Origin of the sequence: Bengtsoniella intestinalis (genome assembly GCF_039719005.1) — a bacterium.
GTDB lineage: Bacteria > Bacillota > Clostridia > Oscillospirales > Oscillospiraceae > Oscillibacter > Oscillibacter intestinalis.
In genome coordinates, this window is sequence record NZ_CP133584.1 from 3,677,278 (window position 1) to 3,700,602 (window position 23,325).

Below are 23,325 nucleotides of genomic sequence, written 5' to 3' on the forward strand. Positions count from 1 at the left end.
CATGAGTTTAATTGTACAAAAATTCGGTGGTACCTCGGTTAAAAATGCCGAGCGTATCAAAAATGTTGCCCGTATCATTGCCGAAACCTATCTCAAAGGCAACGATGTGTTGGTGGTGCTGTCTGCCCAAGGGGACACCACCGACGATTTGATTGAAAAGGCGGCAGAAATCAATCAAAAGCCCTCTAAGCGTGAAATGGATATGCTACTGTCCACAGGGGAACAAATTTCTGTGTCCTTGTGTGCCATGGCACTGGATGCCATGGGTCTGCCCTGTGTGTCTTTGAATGGCTGGCAAGTGGGCATCGACTCCACCAGCGTCCATAGCGACGCTCGTATCACCAATATTGCCACAGAGCGTGTTAAGCGTGAGCTGGATGCGCGCCGCATTGTGATCGTCACTGGGTTCCAAGGTGTTAGCCGTAACGGGGATATCACCACCTTAGGCCGTGGCGGTTCTGATACAAGTGCTGTGGCGTTGGCAGCGGCCTTCCATGCAGATTTGTGTCAAATTTACACCGATGTGGACGGGGTGTACACCACCGACCCACGGATGGAACCCAACGCAAAGAAGTTGGAAGAAATCACCTATGATGAAATGCTGGAGTTGGCATCTCAAGGGGCACAAGTGCTTCACAATCGCAGCGTAGAGCTGGCAAAGAAATTTAGAATTAACCTAGAAGTTGTGTCTAGCTTGGAACGTAAGCCTGGCACCAAGGTCAAGGAGGTTACCAAAATGGAAAAATCAAATATCGCTGGTGTGGTGAAAGATACAAGTATTTCTGGCGTGGCTCTGGTGGGTCTGGCCAATACCCCTGGTGTTGCGTTCAAAGTGTTCGACTTGCTGAGCAAGCGTAATATCAACGTGGATGTGATTTTACAGTCCATCGGCCGTGAAGACACCAAGGACATCACCTTCACCCTCCACAATAAAGACTTGGACGAAGCTGTCCAAGTGTTGGAAGAGCACAAGGGAAGCCTGAAATTTGACCATCTGAAAATTGATGGCAAAATCGGCAAGGTTTCCATCGTGGGCGCTGGCTTGGTCAGCAACAGCGGTGTGGCCTCTAAAATGTTTGAAGCTTTGTATGAAGCTGGCATCAACATCCAAATGATTAACACCTCTGAAATCCGTGTCAGCGTGTTGCTGGACGAAGCAGATGTGACCAATGCAGTCCGTGCCATTCATTCCAAGTTCTTTGATTGATGTTTGATTGATTGAAATTTACAAGGACGACCAAATGGTCGTCCTTGTTTGACACATAATGATGGGTGCTAAAATCATGGCCTTTCACATAGTCTTGTGCGAGGTGATGTGTAATGAAGCAATCTTTTTTGTCCTTTGCCAGCCGATATGTGATGGCAATTTTACTAGGACTGGGGCTATTATTGCTCCACACAGAGGTAGAAGGTGGCGCGCTGACAGTGTTCATTCCCCAGACGATTAGTCCATGGGAGCTGGGGAAAATCGCATTTTGGCCCTTGCTTTTGGTGGCGGTTGTTTTGCCAAGTCCCCAGTCTTTGGCGCCTTGTGTGGTGACCACGGTTGGTTTGGTCTTGCTGGGATGGCTGTGCCAAGGGATCGGCCTTGAGAGCGCAGTGATACTGGTACTTTGGATGGCGCTGTTGGCGTTGAGTTTATATTGCTTGCAACCGAAAGAATCCAGCCCTTGGTGGGTGGTAGCGGTGCTGGTGTTGGGGGTCGGCTTTGTGATGTTGACCTTTTTCCCAGCCTTATGGGGGCCGTTTTTAGATCCCACCGATGTGGCAGCCATGGCAACATTAGCGTTTTAATGCAGTGTCATTCAGTTAAGAACTGAATGATAACTAAGAGCTAAAAGCGAAAAGTGAAAAACTGCAGAACCCCCAGCGTCCCCATAGTTTTTCACTCTTCGTTCTTCGTTTTTAGCTGTCATTGAGATAAGCAAAGCTTATCTTTATGACATTGCGTTTTAATGGTTGCCTTTTTTAAAAACCCATGATACAATGATGAAAGATTTCAGGCGGCAGTGGTCGCCCGTACAAAGGAGAACAACATGAAGGCTATCGTAACAGTTATCGGCGAAGATAAAGTGGGGATTATTGCGTCCCTGTGCTCTTTGCTGGCAGAACAAAACGTGAATATTCTAGACATTACTCAAACCATTTTACACGGCAACTTCACCATGATTATGGCAGTGGATGTGGCAGAATCTAAGGCACCTGTGGGCGATTTAGGGGATCTGTTGGGTGATTTGGGTCAAAAAATGGGTTTATCTATTCGCATCCAACGAGAAGAAATTTTCGATGCGATGCACACTATCTAAGGGAGAGTAACGATGCAAAATCAAAAAGATATTCTCTCCACCATTGAGATGATTGACCAACAGCACTTGGATATCCGTACCATCACCATGGGGATTTCTTTGTTGTCTTGCTGTGACCCTGATGCCAAAAAGGCCTGCGATAAAATCTATGAAAAAATCACCAGATATGCTGAAAACCTAGTGAAAACAGGGGAAGACATTCAGCGTGAATATGGGATTCCCATCGTCAACAAACGTATTTCTGTCACGCCTATGGCCTTGGTGGCTGGTGCCAGTGACACGGAGGACTATGTGCCTTTTGCTTTGGCACTTGACCGTGCCGCCAAAACCTGCGGTGTCAACTTCATCGGTGGCTATTCTGCCTTGGTGCAAAAGGGCTTCACCATTGCGGATAAGCGTTTGATTACCTCCATCCCCGAAGCGTTGGACCGCACCGACGTGGTGTGCTCTAGCGTGAACATCGGCTCTACTAAGGCTGGCATCAACATGGATGCCGTGGCTTGGATGGGTAAAATTATCAAAGAAACTGCCGCTCGCACCATCGATCGTGATGGTTTGGGCTGTGCCAAGTTGGTGGTGTTTTGCAACGCTGTAGAGGATAACCCCTTTATGGCTGGTGCATTCCATGGTGTTGGCGAAGCGGAAAAAATCATCAACGTGGGTGTCTCTGGCCCCGGCGTAGTGTACCATGCGTTGAAGTCTGTCAAGGGCGAACCCTTGGACGTGGTGGCGGAAACCATCAAGAAAACCGCCTTCCGCATCACCCGTATGGGTCAATTGGTGGCACAAGAAGCCTCACGTCGTTTAGACACCCCCTTTGGCATTGTGGATTTGTCTCTGGCACCTACCCCTGCCATCGGTGACTCTGTGGCGCGCATTTTGGAAGAAATGGGCTTGGAAGTCTGCGGTACCCACGGTACCACTGCCGCCTTGGCCATGCTCAATGACGCTGTGAAAAAAGGCGGTGTTATGGCATCCTCCTCTGTGGGTGGGTTGTCTGGTGCTTTCATCCCTGTCAGTGAAGACGAAGGCATGATTGCCGCCGCCAACGCTGGCGTGTTGACCTTGGATAAGCTGGAAGCCATGACCTGTGTGTGCTCTGTGGGTCTAGATATGATTGCCGTCCCCGGTGACACCAGTGCAGAAACCATTTCTGCCATCATTGCTGATGAAGCCGCCATCGGGATGGTCAATGCCAAAACCACCGCTGTGCGGATTTTGCCCACCCCCGGCAAAACCATTGGCGACACCATCGAAATGGGTGGCTTGCTGGGCTCTGCACCTGTGATGCCTGTCCACAATGAATCTGCCGCCGCATTCATCAACCGTGGTGGTCGCATTCCGGCTCCACTCCATAGTTTGAAGAACTGATATAAGGTTTATAAAAAGACGTCTGTTGCTAAACAGACGTCTTTTTTTGCACCCAAACGCACCAATCCACATACACTAGAGTGGGAAAGGGCAGACCCTTTTCTTCTTTGAATGTAGGAGGTATGACGCATATGTGTGTGCGATGGATGATAGGGCTGTTGAGCATTGGATTGCTGGCTGGTTGTGGGGCTGTGGAGACAGTGGCGGATGAGCGGTTGCAGGTGGTGGCCACCACCACCATGTTGGCGGATTTGGTGCGCGTCATTGGTGGGGATGAAGTGGCGGTGCACGGTTTGATGGGCAGTGGGGTTGACCCCCATTTGTACCAAGCCAGTGCTGGGGATGTGACCGCCATGGAGCAGGCAGATTTGGTGGTGTACAATGGGTTGCACCTAGAGGGGAAAATGGCAGATTTGTTTGGTACTCTTGCCCTGACAGGGACGGCCACCTTGTGCGCCGCAGATGGGGTGGAAGAAGAGTGGCTATTATTCAGTGATGACGGTTGTACCTATGACCCACATATTTGGTTTGATGTTTCCTTGTGGAAGCAAGTGGCCGTGTACATAGCAGACGGATTATCGGAACTTGACCCTGCTGAAGAGGAATGCTATCAAGAGAATTTGCAAGGGTATCTACAAGCGCTTGATACATTGGAAATATACATTAAAATCCGTGTCTCAGAGTTGGAAGAAACCCAAAAAATATTGATTACTGCCCATGATGCTTTTGGATATTTTGGCAAGTCTTATGGCTTTACAGTGTTGGGTATACAAGGAATTAGTACGGACAGTGAAGCCAGCACAGGAGAAGTGGCGGCATTGGCGGACTATATTGTGGACAATGGGGTGGGGGCGATTTTCATCGAGTCATCTGTGCCGATAAAATCCATTCAAGCCTTGCAGGCGGCGGTGGAAGCCCAAGGATTTAGTGTGTCCATCGGTGGCGAACTTTACACAGATTCTCTTGGAGATGAAGCCAGCGATACAGACACCTATTTGACCACGGTGCGTGCCAATGTGGACACCATTGTAGATGGATTGAAGGGGTGAGGGTATGGGAGAAATCATGGAGGGAACTTGGGCCGTTTCTGTGGAGAATTTAACGGTGGCATACGATCGAGCACCTGTGCTCTGCAACGTGGATTTGCACCTGCCCAAGGGGCAAATGACCGCCATCGTTGGCCCCAATGGGGCAGGGAAGTCCACCTTGCTCAAAGCCATGCTGGGGCTGATGAAGCCTTTGTCTGGTAAGGTGACTTTTGATGTGGATGGTGGCGTGGGGTATGTGCCCCAAAGTGCCAGTGTGGACTGGGATTTTCCAGCCACGGTGCAAGATGTGGTGGTGATGGGACGTTATGGTCATTTGGGATGGCTCCGCCGTCCCACGGCAAAAGATAAGCATATTAGCCATTTGGCACTGCAACAAGTGGGTATGGGAGCGTATGGTAAACGACAGATTTCCCAGCTTTCGGGTGGGCAGCAACAGCGTGTGTTTTTGGCACGGGCGTTGGCACAAGAAGCGTCGTTATATTTCCTTGATGAGCCGTTTAAAGGGGTAGACGTGGAGACAGAGGCGGTGATTGTGGCCTTACTCAAAGGGCTGAAAGCCAAGGGGAAAACACTGGTGGTGGTGCATCATGATTTAGATACGATAGAATCATATTTTGACCATATTGTGCTGATTAACCAACAAATTATAGGTGCTGGAACAGTGGGAACAGTGTTGACCCAAGAGAATTTGCGCCGTACCTATGGGAGAGGATGACTATGGAATTGCTTTGGAATTATACCGTTCAAGTGGTGGCACTGGGGGCAGGATTGCTGGGTGGCATTTGTGGCGTTTTGGGTTGCTTTGCTGTTTTGCGCAAGGAAAGTTTGCTGGGCGATGGGGTGTCTCACGGGGCGCTCTCTGGTGTTGTGGGTGCGTTTTTGCTGTTGGGTTACCAACAAACTGAAGTGTTGTTGCTAGGGGCGATGATTTCAGCGGTGGCAGTGGCTTGGCTCATTCATTTGGTGGTGCGTCACAGTGCCATTGCCTTTGACAGCGCCTTGGCTCTGATGCTCAGTGCCTTTTTCGGATTGGGATTGGTGCTCCTTACCTATGCTCAAAGCTTGCCTAACGCCAACCAAGCTGGGTTAAATCGCTTTTTGTTGGGGCAAGCCGCCACTTTATTACAACGCGATGTGGCGCTGATTGCCATCAGCGGCGGCGTGCTGTTGGTGGCGGTGGTGGCCTATTGGAAGGTGTGGAAGCTGTTGTGCTTTGACGTGACCTTTGGGCAAAGTGTGGGCTATCCCATGGAGAGAATGAGCCTGTGGCTATCATTGATGCTGGTGGTGGCCATGGTCATTGGATTGCAGGCGGTGGGTGTGGTGCTGATGAGTGCGTTGTTGGTGGCGCCAGCGGTGGCGGCACGACAATGGTGCCACCATCTATGGTCTATGGTGGTGCTCTCAGGCGTTTTTGGCAGTGTGTCTGGTGTACTGGGCACCGCCATCAGCACCTATGTACCCAGCTTGCCCACTGGTGCCACCATTGTGTTGTGCGTTAGTGTGATTGCCCTGTTTAGCGTGCTCTTTGCCCCACAGCGAGGGGTGGTGCGCGGACTGATACAATACCACGAGCTGCGCCGTGCCTATGGAAAGCAGGTGAAGTCATGAGCGCTGGGCTAGAGATTCAATTGATTGCGGTGTTCATTGCCATGGCTTGCGCTGTCACAGGCATTTTTTTGGTGTTACGGCACATGGCTATGATGGCGGATGCCATCACCCACACTATTTTACTGGGCATCGTGTTGGCTTTTTTTGTCACCCATGATTTGTCATCGCCGTGGTTGATGGTGGGTGCCACAGCCATGGGTGTGACCACAGTTTGGCTGTGCCAATGGTTCACAGACACCCATTTGATGGGGGAAGATGCGGCCATGGGGGTGGTGTTTCCCATGTTGTTCGCCATGGCCATTGTGCTCATTACCTGTTACGCAGGAGATGTGCATTTGGATACAGATGCCGTGCTTTTGGGGGAATTGGCCTTTGCACCCTTTGACCGATTGGTGGTGTTTGGGGCGGACATAGGCGCCAGAGCCATTTACACCAGTGGCGGTATATTTCTGGTGAGCGTGGTGGTGGTGGCGGCATTGTATAAGGAGCTACAGTTATCCACCTTTGACCCTGTGTTGGCAGGCTTGTTGGGCTTTTGCCCTGTGATTATTCACTATGGTTTGATGACGCTGGTGTCATTGACGGCAGTTGCCGCCTTTGAGGCAGTGGGTTCGGTGCTGGTGGTGGCATTTATGGTAGGGCCAGCGGCAACAGCATCACTATTAAGTTACAGTTTACGAAAAATACTAATGCTTGCGCCAGCCATTGGGGCGGTGAATGCCCTGCTGGGGTATCAATTGGCCTGTGTGTGGGATGTGTCCATCGCTGGGTCTATGGCGGTGGTGACAGGGGGTAGTTTTTTTGTGGTATTGGCTTTGACGCGAAAAAAAGGTGGTGCATCGCTTTCAATGTCATTAAGATAAGCCTGGGTGCTACAAGAAAAACACCCAGAACCTTTTAAAAAAAGCTTGACAATTACAAAAAAATGTGCGGTCGCCTTCATTGACCAAAGTCAATGAAGGCGACCCTTGTTATTGAGCATAACGCTGATAACAAAGGAGATGCACACATGACATTCACAACAAAAAACATAAAAAGAACACTAAAAAAATCCATAAAAGCCCTTTCGCAAAACGCTGTAAAATATGCTGAAAATCCAGAAAAAGACTTCACCCGAAATAGGAAGTTACCATTTGAAAAAGTAATTGAAACAACCTTATCTCTCACAGGAAAAACACTATATGGGGAATTATCCGAACAATTCGGCATACATTCATCCTCACCTACAGTATCCGCTTTTGTGCAACAACGAAACAAAATCAAATCAACTGCCTTCGAGGATTTATTCCACCAATTTGTTGCCGAAACAAACCAACCCATCACCCACCGTGGCTACCGCCTTTTGGCTGTGGATGGCTCTAGTTTGCACGTTCCCACCAACCCAAAGGAAGTGGATTCTTACCATCAAAAGGCCAATGACTCCAAGCCTTTTAACCTTTTGCACCTCAACGCCATGTACGATATTTTGCGCAAAACCTACGTGGATGCAACGGTTGAAAAGGGTGAAAACAAGGCCTTTGCCACCATGGTGGCACGTAATCAATCAAAAGTACCCACCATTTACATTGCTGATAGAGGCTACGAATCGTACAATAATTTCGCTCATGTGCAAGAAAGAGGGCAAAAATTCCTTGTCAGAGTGAAGGATTCTGCTTCACGCAACGGTATTTGTCACGGATTATCTTTGCCTGTTGGTGAGGAGTTTGACGTTTCACTGACGCTACACATTTCACGCAAGCAAACAGCGCAAGCCAAAAATCAAAACCTGAAATTTATCGCCCATAGTTCACCATTTGATTTTTTACCCTGCAAAACAAAGAAAAATGAAAAAATCGAGCCATATCCGTTACATATTCGCCTCGTTTGCTTTAAACTTTCTGAAAATTCTTACGAAACGGTTGCCACAAATTTGGATAAAAGTGAATTTGATTCTGCTGCCCTCAAGGATTTGTACGCCAAGCGATGGGGTATCGAAACGTCCTTCCGCTCTTTGAAATTCACCGTCGGATTGCTGTATTTTCACAGCAAAAAGACGAAGCTTCTTCTTCAAGAAATCTTCGCCAAGTTGATTATATACAATTTTACACAGTTGATAACCTCGTGCATTGCTGTAAAAAAAGTTACCAGAAAGCGGGTTTATCAAATAAATTTCGCTGTTGCCACTCAAATTTGTCGTAAATTCTTTGGGAAGAATGTACCCGTCGCCGAAGTTGAAGCCTGCATCGCAAAAAACCTAACACCCATGCGAAATTTGCCCTCAAACCCACGCAAGCGACGCAACACGAACCCCAGAACCGACACCTCTTTTTTCTATCGCTTGGCGTAATGCCACGTTATAAGGACAAGCAAGCAGATTGAAAAATCTGCTTGCTTGTCCTGCGCATTTTTAGATTCCGATGATTTTTTATTAGCTGTTCTTGCGTTTCAATAGCTTAACTTAATGACATTGGCATCGCTTTGATGCACCACCTTAAAGGGGTGTGATTATCGGATTTTGCGGCTTTCAATGTAGTAACGCTTGTCTTCAGCGTGACCCATGGAGAAAGTTTTGCGAGGTAAAACCCCGTCAGCCAGCACAGTTTTAAACAGTTGCTCCTTGCCCATACCGGGGACACGGAAGCCAATGTTGCCAGCCTTGGCGCCCAAAGTATCAGTGACAGCGTCGCCGTGGATATAGTCCACTTCACCGCCATGCTCTTTGATATAGGCATCCAAGAAGTTTTGTAAGGTGCCAACAGCCAATTGTACGGCAGGGTTGGGCACAGTCAAATAGCCAGTGGCACCAGCGTGGGTGTAAGCAATGACATGGCCGTCGCCTTTACCGTCATAGGTGCCAGGATAGTAGGCTTTGAAGGCTTGCAGCAATGCTTCGGCATCCACATCAAAGACCACACGGTGGATGGGCTCAAAGCCCAGTGCATCGTCGTGGTTGTTCACCAGTTCAGCCAGAGCAAAACGGGCAGGATGGTTTTCCAGTTCTTCAGGAGACAAGGTTTTCTTCAAGTTTTCCCAGCAGGTTTTGGCAGTGGCCAAGGAGTGGTTGCCATCGCCCACGGCAAACAGCAAAGGCTTCACGTCGGTCATGCCGTACTTTTCGGCCATGGCTTCTGGGGTGGCCAGAGCGGCCAGAGAAGCGCCAACGCTTTCGATTTGAGCCGCAGAGAGGGCATAGCCCACAATGTGACCGCCGCCTTGTTGCAGGCTGAAGTCGTATACTTTGGCCATGGAAGCAGTGTCAGCGGTGAGGGGTTCGATGACGGTGGCCTTGGGGTCGTCAATGAGAATCATCACGTGTGGCAGTTCTACAGGTGCGTCTTGACGGACTTTCACACGGGGGGGAATGCGGTCAAGAACGGTACCTTCGGTGGCACGGATCAGAGCACCAGAACCGGGGGTGTAGTCGTATTCGTCCAAGTCTACCATACCCACCAAGCCGTGGCGGATTTTACCGTCAGATTGGGTGCGCTCAATGTAGATCAAGGAATTTTCCAAGGTGGTGAATACATCTTGAGACATATAGTCAGCCATATGTTTGTTGATGGCTTCGATGTGGTCGGCTACGTTGGGGTCGTTGAGCTTGGATTCAGGGAGAATCATCCGTAAAGTAGAGGGGGCATCACCCACCAGCTGTTCCACTGCATCCCAGTATTCAGGTTGGGATGTGAATTGGTCGCAGGCCACAACGGCCCACTTTACCATGTCTGCAGACTTTGGTAACAGGATATCAGCAGGGGAGAACCCTAAGTTTTCAAAAGATTTGTGCATGGAAGAATCTCCTTTAAATTGAATTTTAGAGAGCCTTCTTGATGGCGTCTAACAACTCATCAAATTCGGTGAAGGCTTGTAATTGGGGATTTTCATCTTGAATAGATTGAGGGCTTTTGAAAAGGAAACCAGCCTTGCTGGCCAGAATCATGCCCAAATCGTTGTAGCTGTCGCCAGCGGCAATGGTGTCGTACCCACAGCTTTGGAAGGCCTTCACTGTGGTCAGCTTGGATTGGGGGCAACGCATTTGAATGCCTGTGATTTCACCGCTCTCAGCCACGGTTAAGGTGTTGCAAAACAGGGTGGGCCAGTCCAATTTTTTCATCAAAGGCATGGCGAATTGGTCGAAGGTATCGCTCAAGATAATCACTTGGCAAATGGAGCGCAGTTCGTCCAAAAAGGCTTTTGCGCCGGGCAAGGGATCGATGGTAGAAATCACGTCTTGAATTTCTTTGAGACCAAGGCCGTGTTCTTTCAAAATGTCGATGCGGAATTGCATCAGCTTGTCATAGTTGGGTTCATCACGGGTGGTGCGCTTGAGTTCAGGGATGTTGGTGGCTTCAGCAAAGGCAATCCAAATTTCGGGGACCAAAACCCCTTCCATATCTAGGCATACGAGATTCATGTTTCTTTCCTCCAGTTGTTGTATCATTTGTGGAATGTAAAATTCAATGCACCTTAATAATTATGCGATTTTTTTGAATATAGTGCATACTAATGGTGGGTGGACATTGATAGTACCATCATAACACAGTTGACAGGGGCTTTCAATGAAAAAAACGATTTTCCATTCCAAAGTTTTTCCAAAATAGAAGGTATGAAACAAAGAAATTCGGACATACTGACTAACAAATCCCCTGTTAAAAGGGTAAAAGGAGTCCTGTAAATAAAAGTCAAGCCCTAAAATGAAAAAATCTCACAAAAATTGTGAGATGACAAAGCAGGCATAACAAAACAGGCCAGAGAAAGAAGGTGTAATCACTGACCTGAAAAACTATGAAATTAGCGTCACTTAGCCCTCGCTGGCGGTCTCCAGAGCCAGCATACACTCCTTGACCCGAGCGTAATAAATCCGCAGGAACTTGTTCTGTGCGGCCGTCATGTAGACGTAGTAGGGCTTGCCCTCGGCACGTTTCTTGTCTATGAACTGGTACACCGCCTCGTCCTCAGGCTTCTTCTTGACGTAGGTAGACACCACCTGAAACAGCGTTTTGCGCAGGTGGGGCGAGCCACGTTTGGTGGTCTTTCCGCCTTGAGAGGTCTGCTTGCCTGACTGGTTGACCGACGGATCCACCCCTGCAAACGCCACAATGGAGCTGCGGTGGGCGAAGCGACGCACATCCCCAATCTCCGCCATCAGCTGTACGCCAGTGGCCTCGCCTACGCCGTACATCGCCATGACGGTGTCGTACTCGGGCAACTCTTTAGCCATGCGGTTCATCTCGATTTTCATCTCAGAGAGGGTTTCTTTGGAGGCTATGAGTTGCTTGGCCGCCGTCACAACCAACAATTTTGCGTAGTCGTTTTTGGGCAGAGTGACAATCATTTTCTGGGTTTTTGCGTAAATTTCAGCCGCCTTTTTGGGTTGAAAATGGTACCCCTTTCGCTTGCACCATTTTTGATAGCGGTCTGTGAAGGACTTTTCGCTGACGGTTGCAATGCAGTGACAGTGCCAAAATGTAGCCAAAAAATCAATCCACTTGACATGACCATCCTTGCGCTCAGGACTAGAAAACAGCTCGTTGACGCCTGGAAAGGTCTTATCCGAGAGAGAAATTAGGTTGTTTTGCAATGAAACAATGGTTTTCATGTACAAATTGTACTGCCGTGTGCAGAGCTTTAATTGTTGTCGTATGGTTTCCATAGGTGTATGTTCTCGCAAATCCACCCAATTGTCAAGCCCGTATTTTGCGATTTTTAGGGCATCGGCTTTGTCGGTTTTAACCTTGCGGATGGAGCCACCACCGCTCTGCTTGATGAGTAGTGGGTTGAGAATGCTGACGTAGATACCGTGCTGGCTCAGTGTCTGGGCGACTGGTTCGTGGTAACGACCAGTGGCCTCCATGATGACACGGGTGTCCGCACCCAACGCAAGAATTTCCTGCGCCAGTACGTCGATGCTGTGGCTGTCGTGCTGGTAAGTACGAGGTGGGAGCGCCACCTCACCCATAGGCCGCAGGGCGGCTACCACGCTGAATTCTTTGGAAATATCGATTCCGACTGCGTTCATATTGTTTCCTCCATGTATTTTGATTAGGCATTCCGCTTTCTTCGCTGCTTGTTCAATCTCCTGAGTGACACGAACGCACCAGTCTTGGTGGCACAACCTGCGCAAATCGAATGCTGCGAACGAGAGAGGCGGCTGGCGGACTCCTTTGCGGGCGTGTAAGCCCTCGGAAAACAGAGCCAGACCTGTTCTCTCCCATTCTAACAGCTTAGGCAACAAAAAGACAAAAGACACGGCTGGCAGCCGTGCCTTAAACCTTAATTTATATTGTAGGAGGGAAATCATATGGTTTTTGATAAAGTGGCATTGTCGTTGGTCATCATTGGCGCCTTGAACTGGGGCGGTATCTCGCTGTTTGGCTTTGACACCGTTGCATTTTTACTGGGTGGACAAATGTCCGTCCTGAGTCGTATTGTGTACGGTTTAGTGGCATTGGCTGGCTTGTGGTGCATTTCCATTTTGTTCCGTGATGACGGACAAAATGAAGCGCAGAGTGCATAAGCGGTGGATGGCCTTAGAAACTAAAGACTAAAAATAGCATTGTAGGGAATGGTCTTGACCATTCCGCTTTGAGAGGTGATTGTGCACCTAGGAAGCGGAACGGTCAAGACCGTTCCCTACGTTTGCGTTGTTTTATAAGAATAGGTGCTTATTTTCCGAAGCCTTCGATGATGTCCACGATTTCAGCACCAATACGAGTTTGGGCTTCTTGGGTGGCGGCACCGATGTGAGGAGTACAAGACACGTTGGGATGATTCAATAGTTCGGTGTTGGTGGCTGGTTCCACTTGGAACACGTCTAAGCCAGCGCCACGGATTTTGCCACTGTTCAAAGCGTCTAGCAGGGCAGCTTCGTCCACATTGTTGCCGCGAGAGGTGTTCACCAACACCACGCCGTCTTTCATCTTGGCGATGTTTTCAGCACAGATCAGGGGTTTGCCATCGATGGCAGGAGTGTGGACGGAGATGAAGTCGCAAGTGGACAGCAATTCGTCCATTTCCACGTATTGCATGGTCTCAGATTGGAGGCTTTCCACCTTGAAAATATCATAAGCTTTCACTTTCATACCCATGGCTTGTGCCTTAGCACCCAAGGATTGACCGATGCGGCCGTAGCCGATGACACCCAAGATCTTGCCACCCAGTTCGATGCCCTTGCCGTAAGCCTTCTTTTCCCACTTGCCTTCACGCATGGTGTGACCAGCGATGGACAGGAAGCGAGCGCAGGCGAACATATGACCCAAAGCCAATTCAGCCACAGAGTCAGAGGAGGCACGGGGGGTGTTGCGCACGGAGATGCCTTTTTCTTCAGCATAGGCCACGTCGATGTTGTCAACGCCAACACCGCCACGGATCACCAGCTTCAAAGCGCCGCCTTGGCAAGCGTCGATGTGCTCTTTGCGCACCTTGGTGGCAGAGCGAACAACCACTGCGTCAAAACCCTTGAGGGCTTCACCCAGTTCTTCAGAAGGATAGAATTGTTCCACAACTTCATGACCCAGTTCTACCAGTTTTGCCATTGCAGATTTTTCCATGCCGTCAGTTACTAAAATACGCATGATGTGATACTCCTTAATATTTTATAGTATTAGCAGTGTTCTGCTTCGTATTGCTTCAAGAAGGCAACCAGAGCTTCCACGCCTTCTTTGGGCATGGCGTTGTAGATGGAGGCGCGGAGACCGCCCACACTCTTGTGACCTTTCAAGTTGTCAAAGCCAGCGGTTTTGGTGGCTTTCACCACGTCTGCGTCTTGTTCGGCAGAGGGGGTGACGAAGGGCACGTTCATCAAAGAACGGTCTTCTTTGCGGACGGTGGCGGTGAACAACTTGCTGGCATCCAGATAATCATAGAGGATGGCGGCTTTTTCGATGTTGCGTTGTTCCATGGCAGACAAGCCACCATTTTTCAGCAGGTAAGCAAACACCTTGCCGCAGCAATAGATGGCCCAGCAGTTGGGTGTGTTGTACATGGAGCCACTGTCAGCATGGGTTTTATAATCAAGGTACACAGGGGTAGTGGGTGCCAGATTGTCATTCAGCAAATCCTCACGGATGATGACAACGGACATACCAGCAGGACCCACATTCTTTTGCACGCCAGCCCAAATCAAACCGTAGTCAGACACGTTGCAAGGACGGGACAAGAACATGGAAGATTGGTCAGAGATCAGCACCTTGCCTTTGGCGTTGGGTAGCTTGTTAAAGGTGGTGCCGTTGATGGTTTCGTTTTCACAGATATAGACATAGTCGCAGTTTTCAGGAATGTCCAAATCAGAGCAATCGGGGACATAGGAGAAGTTTTCATCCTTGGAAGATGCAACCACCTTCACATCGCCAAATTTCTTGGCTTCGGCAATGGCCTTTTTAGACCAAGCGCCAGTTTCCACATAGCAAGCCACGCCGTCTTTGAGCAGATTCATGGCCACCATGGCAAACTGCACAGTGCCGCCACCTTGGATGAAGAGCACCTTGTAGTTTTCGGGAATGCCCATCAAAGAGCGCAAATCAGCTTCCGCTTGGTCAATGATTTCTTGATAGACTTTGGAGCGGTGGCTCATTTCCATGACAGACATACCGCTGCCACGATAGTTCATCACCTCAGCGGCGATTTCTTCCAACACTTCTTCGGGCATCATTGCAGGGCCAGCAGAGAAGTTAAACGTACGACCGTATTTCATAAAATTAGTCCTCCATGTTTCGTATAAATAAAGTGGTAATTTAGAATTTCTTTTTTAGGATAAGCATAGTATACGCTATTGCGGTCAGATAATCAACAGGGAAAATGAAAATTTTTAGTAAACCTAAAAATTTGTTAGGTCACATTAGAAAAAGTGTACATCTTTGGTGATTTCCACGTAAAAGAGTTGGTGAAACCTAAGGAGCAAAGGAAAGGGGGTGCAAAATAGGGGGGGAAGATAGATGAAGCACACCCCCGTCCCCAAAGGGAAGGTGGGTGCGGGGGAAACCGTAGGTTTCCGCCCGTATTTAAATCATCTGCCGTCTGGGCGGCAACAATTTGAGTCATTTGCGAGCAAATGGCTCAAATTGGCAAGGCGTAGCCTTGCCTCGTAACCAAAGGGACGCTATGCAACTGTGTTGCATAGCGTCCCTTTGGTTACGAGTAAAACGATAAGCCGGGTTCTGTCGTGGACAGCCATCTATCTCGACGCATTGTCGCCAATACGCTCTAGCCACCTATGGAGCGGTCGGGCCGACCTGTTGCCCCGTATGCGGTGTTGCTCCGAATAGAGTTTACATCGACGGGCAGTTTCACCAGCCGTCGGGTGAGCTCTTACCTCACCTTTCCACCCTTACCCATTGCAAGCAATGGGCGGTATCTCTCTGTTGCACTTTTCCTGAAGTCGCCTTCGGCGGACGTTATCCGTTATTCTTGCCCTATGGAGCCCGGACTTTCCTCATAAACCACCTTTCGGTGTGTTCACGCAGCTGCCTATTTTACTCGCAACTACTAATTGTACAGTAGTTAGAGGGCGGTGTCAAGGTAAAGTGAAGGTAAAATGAAATGTTTTGCTAACTTGTTGATATTTTGGAGAAACTATACTATAATATTAGCAATGAAGTAAAGGGGATGACCTGATGAATTTACAAGAATATTTTGCGTCCTTACAAGGGAAAACCGTGGCTGTCATTGGCTTTGGCGTGTCAAACCGCCCCTTGGTGGAACGACTGTTAGAGGCGCATATCGCCCTGACTATCTGCGATAAAAAAAGCCGTGAAGCCTTGGGTGATGTGGTGGCAGAGTTAGAAGCCAAAGGCGCCATATGGTCACTGGGTGAGACCTATTTAGACAATTTGCACCAAGATGTGATTTTCCGCACCCCGGGGATGCGTCCTGATGTGCCTGCCTTGAAAAATGCCAAGGACAGCACCATCACTTCGGAGATGGAAGTGTTTTTTAGCGTCTGTCCTTGCCCCATTCTTGCCGTCACTGGCTCTGATGGTAAAACCACCACCACCACTTTGATTGCAGAACTTTTGAAGGCGGCAGGGCACACCGTTCATGTGGGTGGCAACATTGGTCATCCGCTGTTGTGTGAAGCCGATGCCATGAAGCCCACAGATTTTGCCGTGCTAGAGTTGTCGTCCTTCCAGCTGATGACCATGCCCCATAGCCCACACACAGCGGTGATGACCAACTTGGCGCCAAACCATTTGGATTATCACACCGACATGGATGAATACGTGGAGGCAAAAGCCAACTTAATTGCCCATCAAACTGCTGACAATGTGGCGATTTTCAACGCGGATAATGAAATCACGATGGATTTGAGCCACACCGCCAAGGCGCAAGTGAACCTGTTTTCGCGGCAAAGAGCTGTGGAAAACGGGGTGTATTTGCAAGATGGCACCGTATTTGTGGCAGAGCATGGCGAAGTAACACCAGTGCTCCAAGCCAGCGACATCCGCATCCCTGGGTTGCACAACGTGGAAAATTACATGGCGGCCATTTGCGCCGTGTGGGGTCTGGTGTCTCCAGAGATGATTCAGTCCGTTGCCAAGAATTTTGGTGGGGTTGCCCACCGTATTGAGTGGGTGCGGACCTTGGATGGAGTGCGATACTATAACGATTCCATCGCCTCCAGCCCCAGCCGCACCATGGCAGGGTTACACGCCTTCACCCAGAAGGTAAACCTAATAGCAGGTGGGTATGACAAGCAAATTCCCTTTACAGAATTAGGGGCTGAAATCGTCACCCATGTGGGGCATTTGATTCTCTGCGGACACACGGCAGAGAAGATTGAGCAAGCGGTTTTGTCTGCGCCAAACTATGAAGTGGGCAAGCCCGTGATTTATGAAGCTACTGACCTTGCCCAAGCGGTGGCGTTAGCAAGGTCGGTGTCCAAGGAAGGGGATGTGGTGACGCTGTCACCAGCCTGCGCCTCCTTCGACCAGTTCCCCAATTTTGCCGCCAGAGGTGACAAGTTTCGAGCATTGGTGCAAAATTTAGAATGATTTGATGTGATTTCCAAGGAAAAGTGGGATAAAACCAAGCTGTGCCATCATAGAGTTGCCAAAAGGAGGTGACGCTATGAGACGGCTGTGGTATCGTTTGCAAGCCCATCCCATCCGTTTTTGGCGGTTGTGGGTGGTGCTCATTGGCGTGGTTGTGGGGCTGGCGGTGTACACCAATGGTCAGCTCAAGCCGATGCTGGAAAGCTTAGCCACCACCAGAGTGGCCAATACGGTCAATCGCATTGTGGTGGAGTCGGTGAACCAGAGCATCAGCCAAGGGTCGCTGGATTACGACCGATTGGTGTCGCTGGAAAAGGATTCGGAAGGACGCATCAGCGCCGTGCAGTCCAATATGGTGGTGTTCAACCAACTGCAATCCCAGATTTTAGATTTGATTTTGGCACAAATGGAGCAGGTTTCTGTCCGCGAACTATCCATCCCCATTGGCACGTTGACAGGGCTTTCCCTGTTGGCTGGGCGAGGACCTCGGGTGGTGGTGCGGATGGAGTCGGTGGGCTCGTCCAGTGCCTATTTCACCAACGAATTTGAGTCGGCTGGCATCAATCAAACGCGACACCAAATCATACTCAACATCGATGTGGCGGTGAGTATTTTACTGCCGGGGTTTTCCACGGCCACCGTGGTATCCAATGCCTTTACCGCCGCAGAAACGGTGATTGTGGGGCAGGTGCCAGAAAGTTATGCCCAATTTGACTCAGGCAGTGGCGACTTTGCCCAAGAATATATGTTAAACGGATAAAAAGGAAGGGAAGTTCCTATGGATTACAAAAGAGAAATTGCCCAGTTGCGTACCCAGTTACACCAAATGGGCTATGAATATTACGTGTTAGATGACCCGAAAGTGTCGGATTTTGAATATGACCGTTTGCTCCACCGTTTGGAAGAATTGGAAGCAGAGCACCCAGAAGAGGTGACCGCCGACTCTCCCACCCAACGCATCGGTGGCAAGTTGTTGGAAGGGTTCCAAGAATATGCCCACGATGTGCCCTTAGAAAGTTTGCAAGATGTGTTTTCTCCAGAAGAAGTGGCGATTTTTTGCGAAAAAATGTCTCAATCTTTGGGAGAAGTGGCATATAGCGTAGAGCCCAAAGTGGATGGCTTGTCGGTGGCGCTTGAATACCGCAACGGTGTGTTTTTCAAAGGTGCCACCCGTGGGGACGGTCGTGTGGGGGAGGATGTGACGGAAAACGTCCGCACCATCCGCTCCATTCCCATGGTCTTGCCAGACAAATTACCACGGCTCATCGTCCGTGGGGAAGTGTTCATGGGCAAGGAAGTGTTCGCCAAATTGAATGCCCAACGAGAAGAAAATGGGGAGGCTTTGTTCGCCAATCCACGCAATGCCGCCGCAGGTTCTATGCGCCAATTAGACCCCCAAGTGGTGGCAAAACGGCAGTTGGATATACTGGTTTTTAACCTCCAACTCTCTGAAGGCAAGACCTTTGCCAGTCACAGCGAAAGCTTGGACTATTTGCGGAGTCAAGGGTTTAAAGTTATTGCAAATAAGTTGCTGACAAGTGAAAACGCTTGTCAGCAAGAAATCATCAATATTGACCAAACACGCCATGATGTGGCCTTCGACATTGACGGTGCGGTCATCAAAGTGGATAGTCTTGCCCAACGGGAAATCTTGGGCAGTACCGCCAAAAATCCCAAGTGGGCGATCGCCTACAAATATCCTCCCGAACAGAAGGAAGCCACCCTTTTGGACATTGTGATTCAAGTGGGACGGACTGGGGTTCTGACCCCTCGTGCGGTGTTGTCTCCTGTCCATTTGGCAGGCACCACCGTCCAAAGTGCCACCTTGCACAATGCAGATTTTATTGCGGAAAAGGACATTCGCATTGGCGATACCGTCATGGTGCAAAAGGCAGGGGAGATTATCCCAGAAATTGTATCTGTGGTGACGAAAAACCGCCCAGAAGGACTAGAGCCATATCAATTCCCAACTTCTTGTCCTGTTTGCGGTGCAGATGTCCATCGAGATGAAGATGGGGTTGCCATCCGCTGCACTGGTGCGGAATGCCCAGCCCAATTACTCCGCAACATCACCCATTTTGCCTCCCGTGATGCCATGGATATTGAGGGTTTGGGGCAAGCGGTGGTTCAGTTGTTGGTGGAAAGCGAGCTAATTGCCACTGTAGCGGATTTGTATACCTTAGACCCCCAACAAGTGGCGAATTTAGAGCGGATGGGTGAAAAATCCGCATTAAATTTGGTGTCTGCCTTGGAAGAAAGTAAACAGCGTGACTTGAGCCGACTGCTGTTCGGCTTGGGCATCCGCCAAGTGGGTGTAAAAGCCGCCCAATCTTTGGCAAAGCACTACGGCACCATGGAAGCTTTGCAGACCACCACCTTGGAAGAACTGGTTGCCATCGACGATGTGGGTGCCATCACGGCACAAGGGATTTTGGACTATTTCGCCGCCGAGCAGTCTCAAGATTTAATCCAAAAGCTGAAGGATGCTGGGGTCAATATGACCGCCACCAAAACCCAAGTGGACGACCGTTTTGCAGGCATGACCTTTGTGCTGACAGGCACCTTGTCCAAGGTTGACCGCAAAACAGGGGAAGCCATGGTGGTGGAACGGGGGGGCAAAGCCGCAGGCTCTGTGTCCAAGAAAACCACTTATGTGGTGGCTGGTGAATCCGCAGGCTCTAAGCTGCAAAAGGCGGAAACACTGGGGATTCCCGTATTGACGGAAGATGAATTCTTGGCAATGATGGAGTAAGATGAATGATGGGAAAAGCCACCGTTGACGGTTGTCAACGGTGGCTTTTTGCATCAAAACAACGCTTCTACAATGGTGTTCATCTGCTGTTTGCTCACTTCGTCGGGGAATCCTAAGAGGTGGATGTAGACCAACACCCCATCTTGTTCTAAGATGAAATCTTGTCGCCAATCGCCATCTTCATCTTGCAGTTGATAGGCAGTTTCCGTGCCCCAATCCGTCGCGTCAATGGGGAAGAAGGAGCGGTATTCCCAGTCCTCCATCCAGTCGTAGTGGAACTGGGTCATGAGGCTGTCCAGAGCAATGTCATACATCCAGTCAAAGTGGGGAGTCAGGACGGTGTATTCCATGTCAGGCACGTAGTCTGCATCGCTTTCCAAAGTGCCAAAACTATCTTGGGTGCCAGTTAAAGAGGTGAGGAAGAGAGAGGAGGATTGGAACAATTCATAGGAGTAGTTTTCAAACGCCACATCGTACAAATCTTCCACATAGAGGGGCAGGTCATCGTTCCACAGCCCTACGGTTATGTCGGAATCGGGGTAAGTATAGATGCGAGTGGTGGTGCGCTCTGCGGAAATGACGTCGCTAAAAATCAGGTGGGTCAGCAGGGCCAACATAGCTGGCACGGCCAATATGCACATCAAAATCACCGCAATTAAATGGGTGGAGGCTTTGCAACCCCATTTTTTCATCCCTTTGGACAGTAGGCGGATACCCACAATCATTACAAACACAGGAATCAATCCAAAGAGAGCGGCAGGGAAGTCTAAGGAAAACAGTCCTGCAAAGGAGATCAGAATAGCACCTAAAGAACAGCCCATAAACAGCCGTGTCAGCCAACGGAAGCGGTCGTGACCGTCTAAATAATCGTCCCCACAATCAAGTGACACTTGGCAAGCCTTCTTCCAACGACGAAAGCTGACGTAGGAAATCAACAGAGAAGCAGGAATGAGAATCCAAGCCAAAAGCATGGAAAGACCGAAATAATCGGAGAAAAAAGCCAGCGGGTCAGAGCGTAAGTTGCTGATTTGTATGGCGATTTGCATGGCAGACACCGCAATCAACAGCAGATGGGCAGGCCCATAGATTTTCTTCATGGCGGCACAGGCGGTGTCTAGCTTTTGCTGTGGGTCGGTGTCCATGGGGGTGGGATCGAGGCGGTTTGCCACGAAAATCTGGAACACACCGCTTTCGCAGACCAAATCCCAGCCAGCGTCTTGGCAGTAGTCGTAAAACGTCTCCTGTTCATCAGAGGGTTTGGGGTCGTAGTAAGAAGCCTTGGGGCAGTAGGTGACGCAGTATTGCAATTCCGCAGGTTCGGCTTTTTCGTACGTCCAGAAGGAGGAAATCGAGCTGAGTCGCCAGCCTTTCCGAGCCATTTTGGCAAGGTGTTGTTCCATGCCCACTTGGTCGTAGGGCAAGAAGGAGAGCAGTTGTCTTTTTTTCATGGTGTATCCTTTCCCATCCGCAGATGCTGGTAATGTTGGGTTAAGGTGGTGAGCCGTTGGTACTCATTGTCTAGGGCGTCTAGCCCTGTTTGGGTGATGAGGTAGCACCGTTTGCGGCCTTCGGTTTTGGTTTGGACAATCATGTTTGCAGTGACAAATTGTTCCAATAAATTGTACAGCGTGCCAGGGCCGATGGTGATGCGACCATCGGTCAAAGTCTGCACATGGGTCATGATTTCCGAGCCCCAGCGCTCTTCTTGGAGACAGAGGAGGATGTAAAACATCTGCTCGGTCAGGGTTTGGAATTTTTCTCGTGCCATGGTGTCACCGCCTAATATCGAATATCGTTATAACTTGACGTCAGTGTAACATCGATAATCGATATTGTCAAGGAAAAATTTGATGAACATTTGATGAAAACGTGAAATCACCATCGTGCCGTGGCACAATGGTGATGGGGTTATGTTCTTTTTTTTCGTGCTGTAGATGACCCGAAGCCCAGTTCGATGCGGTATTTGGTGACGGTGCGCCGTGCAATTTGGATGCCGTCTTCCTCTAACAGGGTGCAAATTTTTTGGTCACTCAATGGTTTTTGGGGCGACTCTTCTTTCACCAGCTTGGCAATCCGTGTCTTGATGGCTTGCTCAGACAGGCCGTCTTCGCCCACAGCGTGGCTGAAAAAGTACCGCATAGGGAAGGTGCCTTGGCGACATTGGAGATACTTGCCACGGAGTGCCCGTGACACGGTGGACGGGTGCACGCCGATTTGCTCTGCCAAGGTGGACAGTTTCATAGGGGCAAGGTCGGTGGAATGGCCTGCAAAGAAGTTGCGTTGGGTTTCTAGAACGGCATTGGCGCATTGTTGCAAGGTGGAACCACGACGCTCTAAGGCGTTGAGGAGCCACTTGGCTTGTTGGAGCTTTTCGGTTAGATAGGTGCGAGAGTCGGCTTCGTCTGATTCTTTTAGCAATTTGGTGTAGTAAGCACTGATGGAAATACGGGGTAAATAATACTCGTTAAGCACGATTTGTAGTTCACCGTCAAGGTCAATCACAAACACATCAGGACGCACGTAAACTGTAGGCTCGGCAGGTTGAAAGGTGCGACCGGGGTGGGGTTCTAAACTGGCAATGCAGGCTTCGGCTTTTTGAATTTGGGACAAGGTGAGCCTTAAATCTTTGGTGATGGCGCCGTAATGCTTGCGGCTCAATTGGGTTAAATAGTTGGCAACGATGTCAAAAGTGCCGTCTGGCACCGATTTTAGGCGCTGTAATTGTAAGGTGAGGCATTCTTCCAGTGACCGTGCCGCCACACCTGTTGGCTCTAGGGATTGAAGCAGTGCCACCCCTTGGTCAACCATGGTTTGGGGGATTTTTAAAGCAGTGAGTCCATCGATATCTTCTTGGAACAGTCGCCCATCTTCGTCCACCAGCTGTGCCAAATAGCGACACAGTGCCAGTTGTCCTTTGGGCAAGCGCTTGCGCTCTAACTGATCACACAGGAAGGCGGACAGACTGTCCATGTCTTTGTCGTGGGCACCTTGTTGGGGTGTTTCGCTTTCGCCGTGGGCAAAGGTGGCACCATAGACACCACCGTCAAGCCAACTGGCTTTTTGTCGCAATTCTTCGTAGGCTTGGCGCAGATTGTGAGAGTCGTCTTGCTCTAGGAGGGGGTTTTCTTCGGTGATACGCCCCAAGTGGTCTAGGAGCTCTTGGGAGTTCATTTGCAAGATTTCCATAGACTGCATCAGCTGGGGGGTCAGCTTTAATTGTTGCTGTAAGACAGCTTTTAAAACCAAATCGTGCATATCCAACCTCCGTTGTA

21 protein-coding genes and 1 other RNA gene are annotated in these 23,325 nt (G+C 49.6%); 13 read left to right on the top strand and 9 right to left on the bottom strand.

From position 1 onward, the window contains the following. Position 1 precedes the first annotated feature (1 nt). From RFF05_RS17490 to RFF05_RS17530, 9 genes are all read left to right on the top strand, one after another. Entirely contained in the window at positions 2-1,207 is a 1,206-nt protein-coding gene (locus RFF05_RS17490) for an aspartate kinase (RefSeq protein WP_409968279.1), read from the top strand. 113 nt (positions 1,208-1,320) lie between these two features. Continuing rightward, complete coding sequence (locus RFF05_RS17495) at positions 1,321-1,794, top strand: hypothetical protein (RefSeq protein ID WP_409968280.1); 474 nt, start codon at positions 1,321-1,323, stop codon at positions 1,792-1,794. A 242-nt stretch (positions 1,795-2,036) separates the two neighbouring features. After that, positions 2,037-2,306, top strand: coding sequence for an ACT domain-containing protein (locus tag RFF05_RS17500; RefSeq protein ID WP_409968281.1), 270 nt, complete (start codon positions 2,037-2,039; stop codon positions 2,304-2,306). A 12-nt stretch (positions 2,307-2,318) separates the two neighbouring features. Beyond that, entirely contained in the window at positions 2,319-3,677 is a 1,359-nt protein-coding gene (locus RFF05_RS17505) for a PFL family protein (protein WP_409968282.1), read from the top strand. Between the two features lie 122 nt (positions 3,678-3,799). After that, positions 3,800-4,726, top strand: coding sequence for a metal ABC transporter solute-binding protein, Zn/Mn family (locus RFF05_RS17510; protein WP_409968283.1), 927 nt, complete (start codon positions 3,800-3,802; stop codon positions 4,724-4,726). Between the two features lie 4 nt (positions 4,727-4,730). Next, positions 4,731-5,441 (top strand): metal ABC transporter ATP-binding protein, encoded by a 711-nt coding sequence (locus tag RFF05_RS17515; RefSeq protein WP_409968284.1) that lies wholly within the window; start codon positions 4,731-4,733, stop codon positions 5,439-5,441. Between the two features lie 2 nt (positions 5,442-5,443). Beyond that, positions 5,444-6,337 carry a metal ABC transporter permease gene (locus RFF05_RS17520; protein WP_409968285.1) on the top strand — a complete coding sequence of 298 codons (894 nt, stop codon included), beginning with the start codon at positions 5,444-5,446 and terminating at the stop codon, positions 6,335-6,337. Further along, complete coding sequence (locus RFF05_RS17525) at positions 6,334-7,200, top strand: metal ABC transporter permease (protein WP_409968286.1); 867 nt, start codon at positions 6,334-6,336, stop codon at positions 7,198-7,200. Before RFF05_RS17520 ends, RFF05_RS17525 begins: the two co-directional genes overlap by 4 nt. Positions 7,201-7,292: 92 nt before the next feature. Next, a complete protein-coding gene (locus RFF05_RS17530) occupies positions 7,293-8,663 on the top strand; it encodes an IS4 family transposase (protein WP_409966964.1) in 1,371 nt (456 codons plus the stop codon). Positions 8,664-8,821: 158 nt separating this feature from the next. Here the strand turns inward: RFF05_RS17530 and RFF05_RS17535 are convergent, their stop codons facing one another. The 3 genes from RFF05_RS17535 to RFF05_RS17545 all read right to left on the bottom strand — a co-directional run bounded on the left by RFF05_RS17535 (position 8,822) and on the right by RFF05_RS17545 (position 12,332). After that, a complete protein-coding gene (locus RFF05_RS17535) occupies positions 8,822-10,102 on the bottom strand; it encodes a DUF1015 domain-containing protein (RefSeq protein ID WP_409968287.1) in 1,281 nt (426 codons plus the stop codon). Between the two features lie 25 nt (positions 10,103-10,127). After that, positions 10,128-10,727: a bifunctional phosphoserine phosphatase/homoserine phosphotransferase ThrH gene (gene thrH, locus RFF05_RS17540; RefSeq protein ID WP_409968288.1), complete on the bottom strand. Its 600-nt coding sequence runs from the start codon at positions 10,725-10,727 to the stop codon at positions 10,128-10,130. A gap of 387 nt (positions 10,728-11,114) precedes the next feature. Continuing rightward, positions 11,115-12,332 carry an IS110 family transposase gene (locus tag RFF05_RS17545; protein WP_409967781.1) on the bottom strand — a complete coding sequence of 406 codons (1,218 nt, stop codon included), beginning with the start codon at positions 12,330-12,332 and terminating at the stop codon, positions 11,115-11,117. Between the two features lie 282 nt (positions 12,333-12,614). Between RFF05_RS17545 and RFF05_RS17550 the strand changes: the two genes are divergently transcribed. Beyond that, the gene (locus tag RFF05_RS17550) at positions 12,615-12,830 is read left to right on the top strand and encodes a DUF378 domain-containing protein (RefSeq protein ID WP_409968289.1); all 216 of its coding nucleotides are present in this window, start codon (positions 12,615-12,617) and stop codon (positions 12,828-12,830) included. 148 nt (positions 12,831-12,978) lie between these two features. Here RFF05_RS17550 and RFF05_RS17555 read toward each other — a convergent pair whose 3' ends face one another. The 3 genes from RFF05_RS17555 to rnpB all read right to left on the bottom strand — a co-directional run bounded on the left by RFF05_RS17555 (position 12,979) and on the right by rnpB (position 15,790). Next, on the bottom strand, positions 12,979-13,890 hold the full coding sequence (locus RFF05_RS17555) for a D-2-hydroxyacid dehydrogenase (RefSeq protein WP_409970140.1): 912 nt from the start codon (positions 13,888-13,890) through the stop codon (positions 12,979-12,981). 26 nt (positions 13,891-13,916) lie between these two features. After that, positions 13,917-15,005 carry a 3-phosphoserine/phosphohydroxythreonine transaminase gene (gene serC, locus RFF05_RS17560; protein ID WP_409968290.1) on the bottom strand — a complete coding sequence of 363 codons (1,089 nt, stop codon included), beginning with the start codon at positions 15,003-15,005 and terminating at the stop codon, positions 13,917-13,919. Between the two features lie 436 nt (positions 15,006-15,441). Next, positions 15,442-15,790: RNase P RNA component class A (rnpB, locus tag RFF05_RS17565), an RNA gene on the bottom strand. A gap of 134 nt (positions 15,791-15,924) precedes the next feature. Here rnpB and murD point away from each other — a divergent pair. The 3 genes from murD (at position 15,925) to ligA (ending at position 20,053) form a co-directional block, all read left to right on the top strand. Further along, positions 15,925-17,301 carry a UDP-N-acetylmuramoyl-L-alanine--D-glutamate ligase gene (murD, locus tag RFF05_RS17570; RefSeq protein WP_409968291.1) on the top strand — a complete coding sequence of 459 codons (1,377 nt, stop codon included), beginning with the start codon at positions 15,925-15,927 and terminating at the stop codon, positions 17,299-17,301. Positions 17,302-17,377: 76 nt separating this feature from the next. Beyond that, the gene (gene yunB, locus RFF05_RS17575) at positions 17,378-18,061 is read left to right on the top strand and encodes a sporulation protein YunB (RefSeq protein WP_409968292.1); all 684 of its coding nucleotides are present in this window, start codon (positions 17,378-17,380) and stop codon (positions 18,059-18,061) included. A gap of 18 nt (positions 18,062-18,079) precedes the next feature. Next, the gene (ligA, locus tag RFF05_RS17580; protein ID WP_409968293.1) at positions 18,080-20,053 is read left to right on the top strand and encodes an NAD-dependent DNA ligase LigA; all 1,974 of its coding nucleotides are present in this window, start codon (positions 18,080-18,082) and stop codon (positions 20,051-20,053) included. A gap of 53 nt (positions 20,054-20,106) precedes the next feature. Here the strand turns inward: ligA and RFF05_RS17585 are convergent, their stop codons facing one another. The 3 genes from RFF05_RS17585 to rpoN form a co-directional block, all read right to left on the bottom strand. Then, positions 20,107-21,501 (bottom strand): DUF2812 domain-containing protein, encoded by a 1,395-nt coding sequence (locus RFF05_RS17585; RefSeq protein WP_409968294.1) that lies wholly within the window; start codon positions 21,499-21,501, stop codon positions 20,107-20,109. Further along, positions 21,498-21,821: a PadR family transcriptional regulator gene (locus tag RFF05_RS17590; RefSeq protein ID WP_409968295.1), complete on the bottom strand. Its 324-nt coding sequence runs from the start codon at positions 21,819-21,821 to the stop codon at positions 21,498-21,500. Before RFF05_RS17590 ends, RFF05_RS17585 begins: the two co-directional genes overlap by 4 nt. A gap of 140 nt (positions 21,822-21,961) precedes the next feature. Continuing rightward, a complete protein-coding gene (gene rpoN, locus RFF05_RS17595; protein WP_409968296.1) occupies positions 21,962-23,308 on the bottom strand; it encodes an RNA polymerase factor sigma-54 in 1,347 nt (448 codons plus the stop codon). Positions 23,309-23,325 lie beyond the last annotated feature (17 nt).

Bases quoted from the DNA above. Each gene is read 5' to 3' on its own strand.
- RFF05_RS17495 (WP_409968280.1), top strand. From the start codon at position 1,321: ATGAAGCAATCTTTTTTGTCCTTTGCCAGCCGATATGTGATGGCAATT.
- RFF05_RS17515 (WP_409968284.1), top strand. From the start codon at position 4,731: ATGGGAGAAATCATGGAGGGAACTTGGGCCGTTTCTGTGGAGAATTTA.
- RFF05_RS17545 (WP_409967781.1), bottom strand. From the start codon at position 12,332: ATGAACGCAGTCGGAATCGATATTTCCAAAGAATTCAGCGTGGTAGCC.
- RFF05_RS17500 (WP_409968281.1), top strand. From the start codon at position 2,037: ATGAAGGCTATCGTAACAGTTATCGGCGAAGATAAAGTGGGGATTATT.
- serC (WP_409968290.1), bottom strand. From the start codon at position 15,005: ATGAAATACGGTCGTACGTTTAACTTCTCTGCTGGCCCTGCAATGATG.
- RFF05_RS17490 (WP_409968279.1), top strand. From the start codon at position 2: ATGAGTTTAATTGTACAAAAATTCGGTGGTACCTCGGTTAAAAATGCC.
- ligA (WP_409968293.1), top strand. From the start codon at position 18,080: ATGGATTACAAAAGAGAAATTGCCCAGTTGCGTACCCAGTTACACCAA.
- yunB (WP_409968292.1), top strand. From the start codon at position 17,378: ATGAGACGGCTGTGGTATCGTTTGCAAGCCCATCCCATCCGTTTTTGG.
- RFF05_RS17520 (WP_409968285.1), top strand. From the start codon at position 5,444: ATGGAATTGCTTTGGAATTATACCGTTCAAGTGGTGGCACTGGGGGCA.
- RFF05_RS17590 (WP_409968295.1), bottom strand. From the start codon at position 21,821: ATGGCACGAGAAAAATTCCAAACCCTGACCGAGCAGATGTTTTACATC.
- RFF05_RS17530 (WP_409966964.1), top strand. From the start codon at position 7,293: ATGAAGGCGACCCTTGTTATTGAGCATAACGCTGATAACAAAGGAGAT.
- rpoN (WP_409968296.1), bottom strand. From the start codon at position 23,308: ATGCACGATTTGGTTTTAAAAGCTGTCTTACAGCAACAATTAAAGCTG.
- RFF05_RS17585 (WP_409968294.1), bottom strand. From the start codon at position 21,501: ATGAAAAAAAGACAACTGCTCTCCTTCTTGCCCTACGACCAAGTGGGC.
- murD (WP_409968291.1), top strand. From the start codon at position 15,925: ATGAATTTACAAGAATATTTTGCGTCCTTACAAGGGAAAACCGTGGCT.
- RFF05_RS17510 (WP_409968283.1), top strand. From the start codon at position 3,800: ATGACGCATATGTGTGTGCGATGGATGATAGGGCTGTTGAGCATTGGA.
- RFF05_RS17505 (WP_409968282.1), top strand. From the start codon at position 2,319: ATGCAAAATCAAAAAGATATTCTCTCCACCATTGAGATGATTGACCAA.
- RFF05_RS17550 (WP_409968289.1), top strand. From the start codon at position 12,615: ATGGTTTTTGATAAAGTGGCATTGTCGTTGGTCATCATTGGCGCCTTG.
- thrH (WP_409968288.1), bottom strand. From the start codon at position 10,727: ATGAATCTCGTATGCCTAGATATGGAAGGGGTTTTGGTCCCCGAAATT.
- RFF05_RS17525 (WP_409968286.1), top strand. From the start codon at position 6,334: ATGAGCGCTGGGCTAGAGATTCAATTGATTGCGGTGTTCATTGCCATG.
- RFF05_RS17535 (WP_409968287.1), bottom strand. From the start codon at position 10,102: ATGCACAAATCTTTTGAAAACTTAGGGTTCTCCCCTGCTGATATCCTG.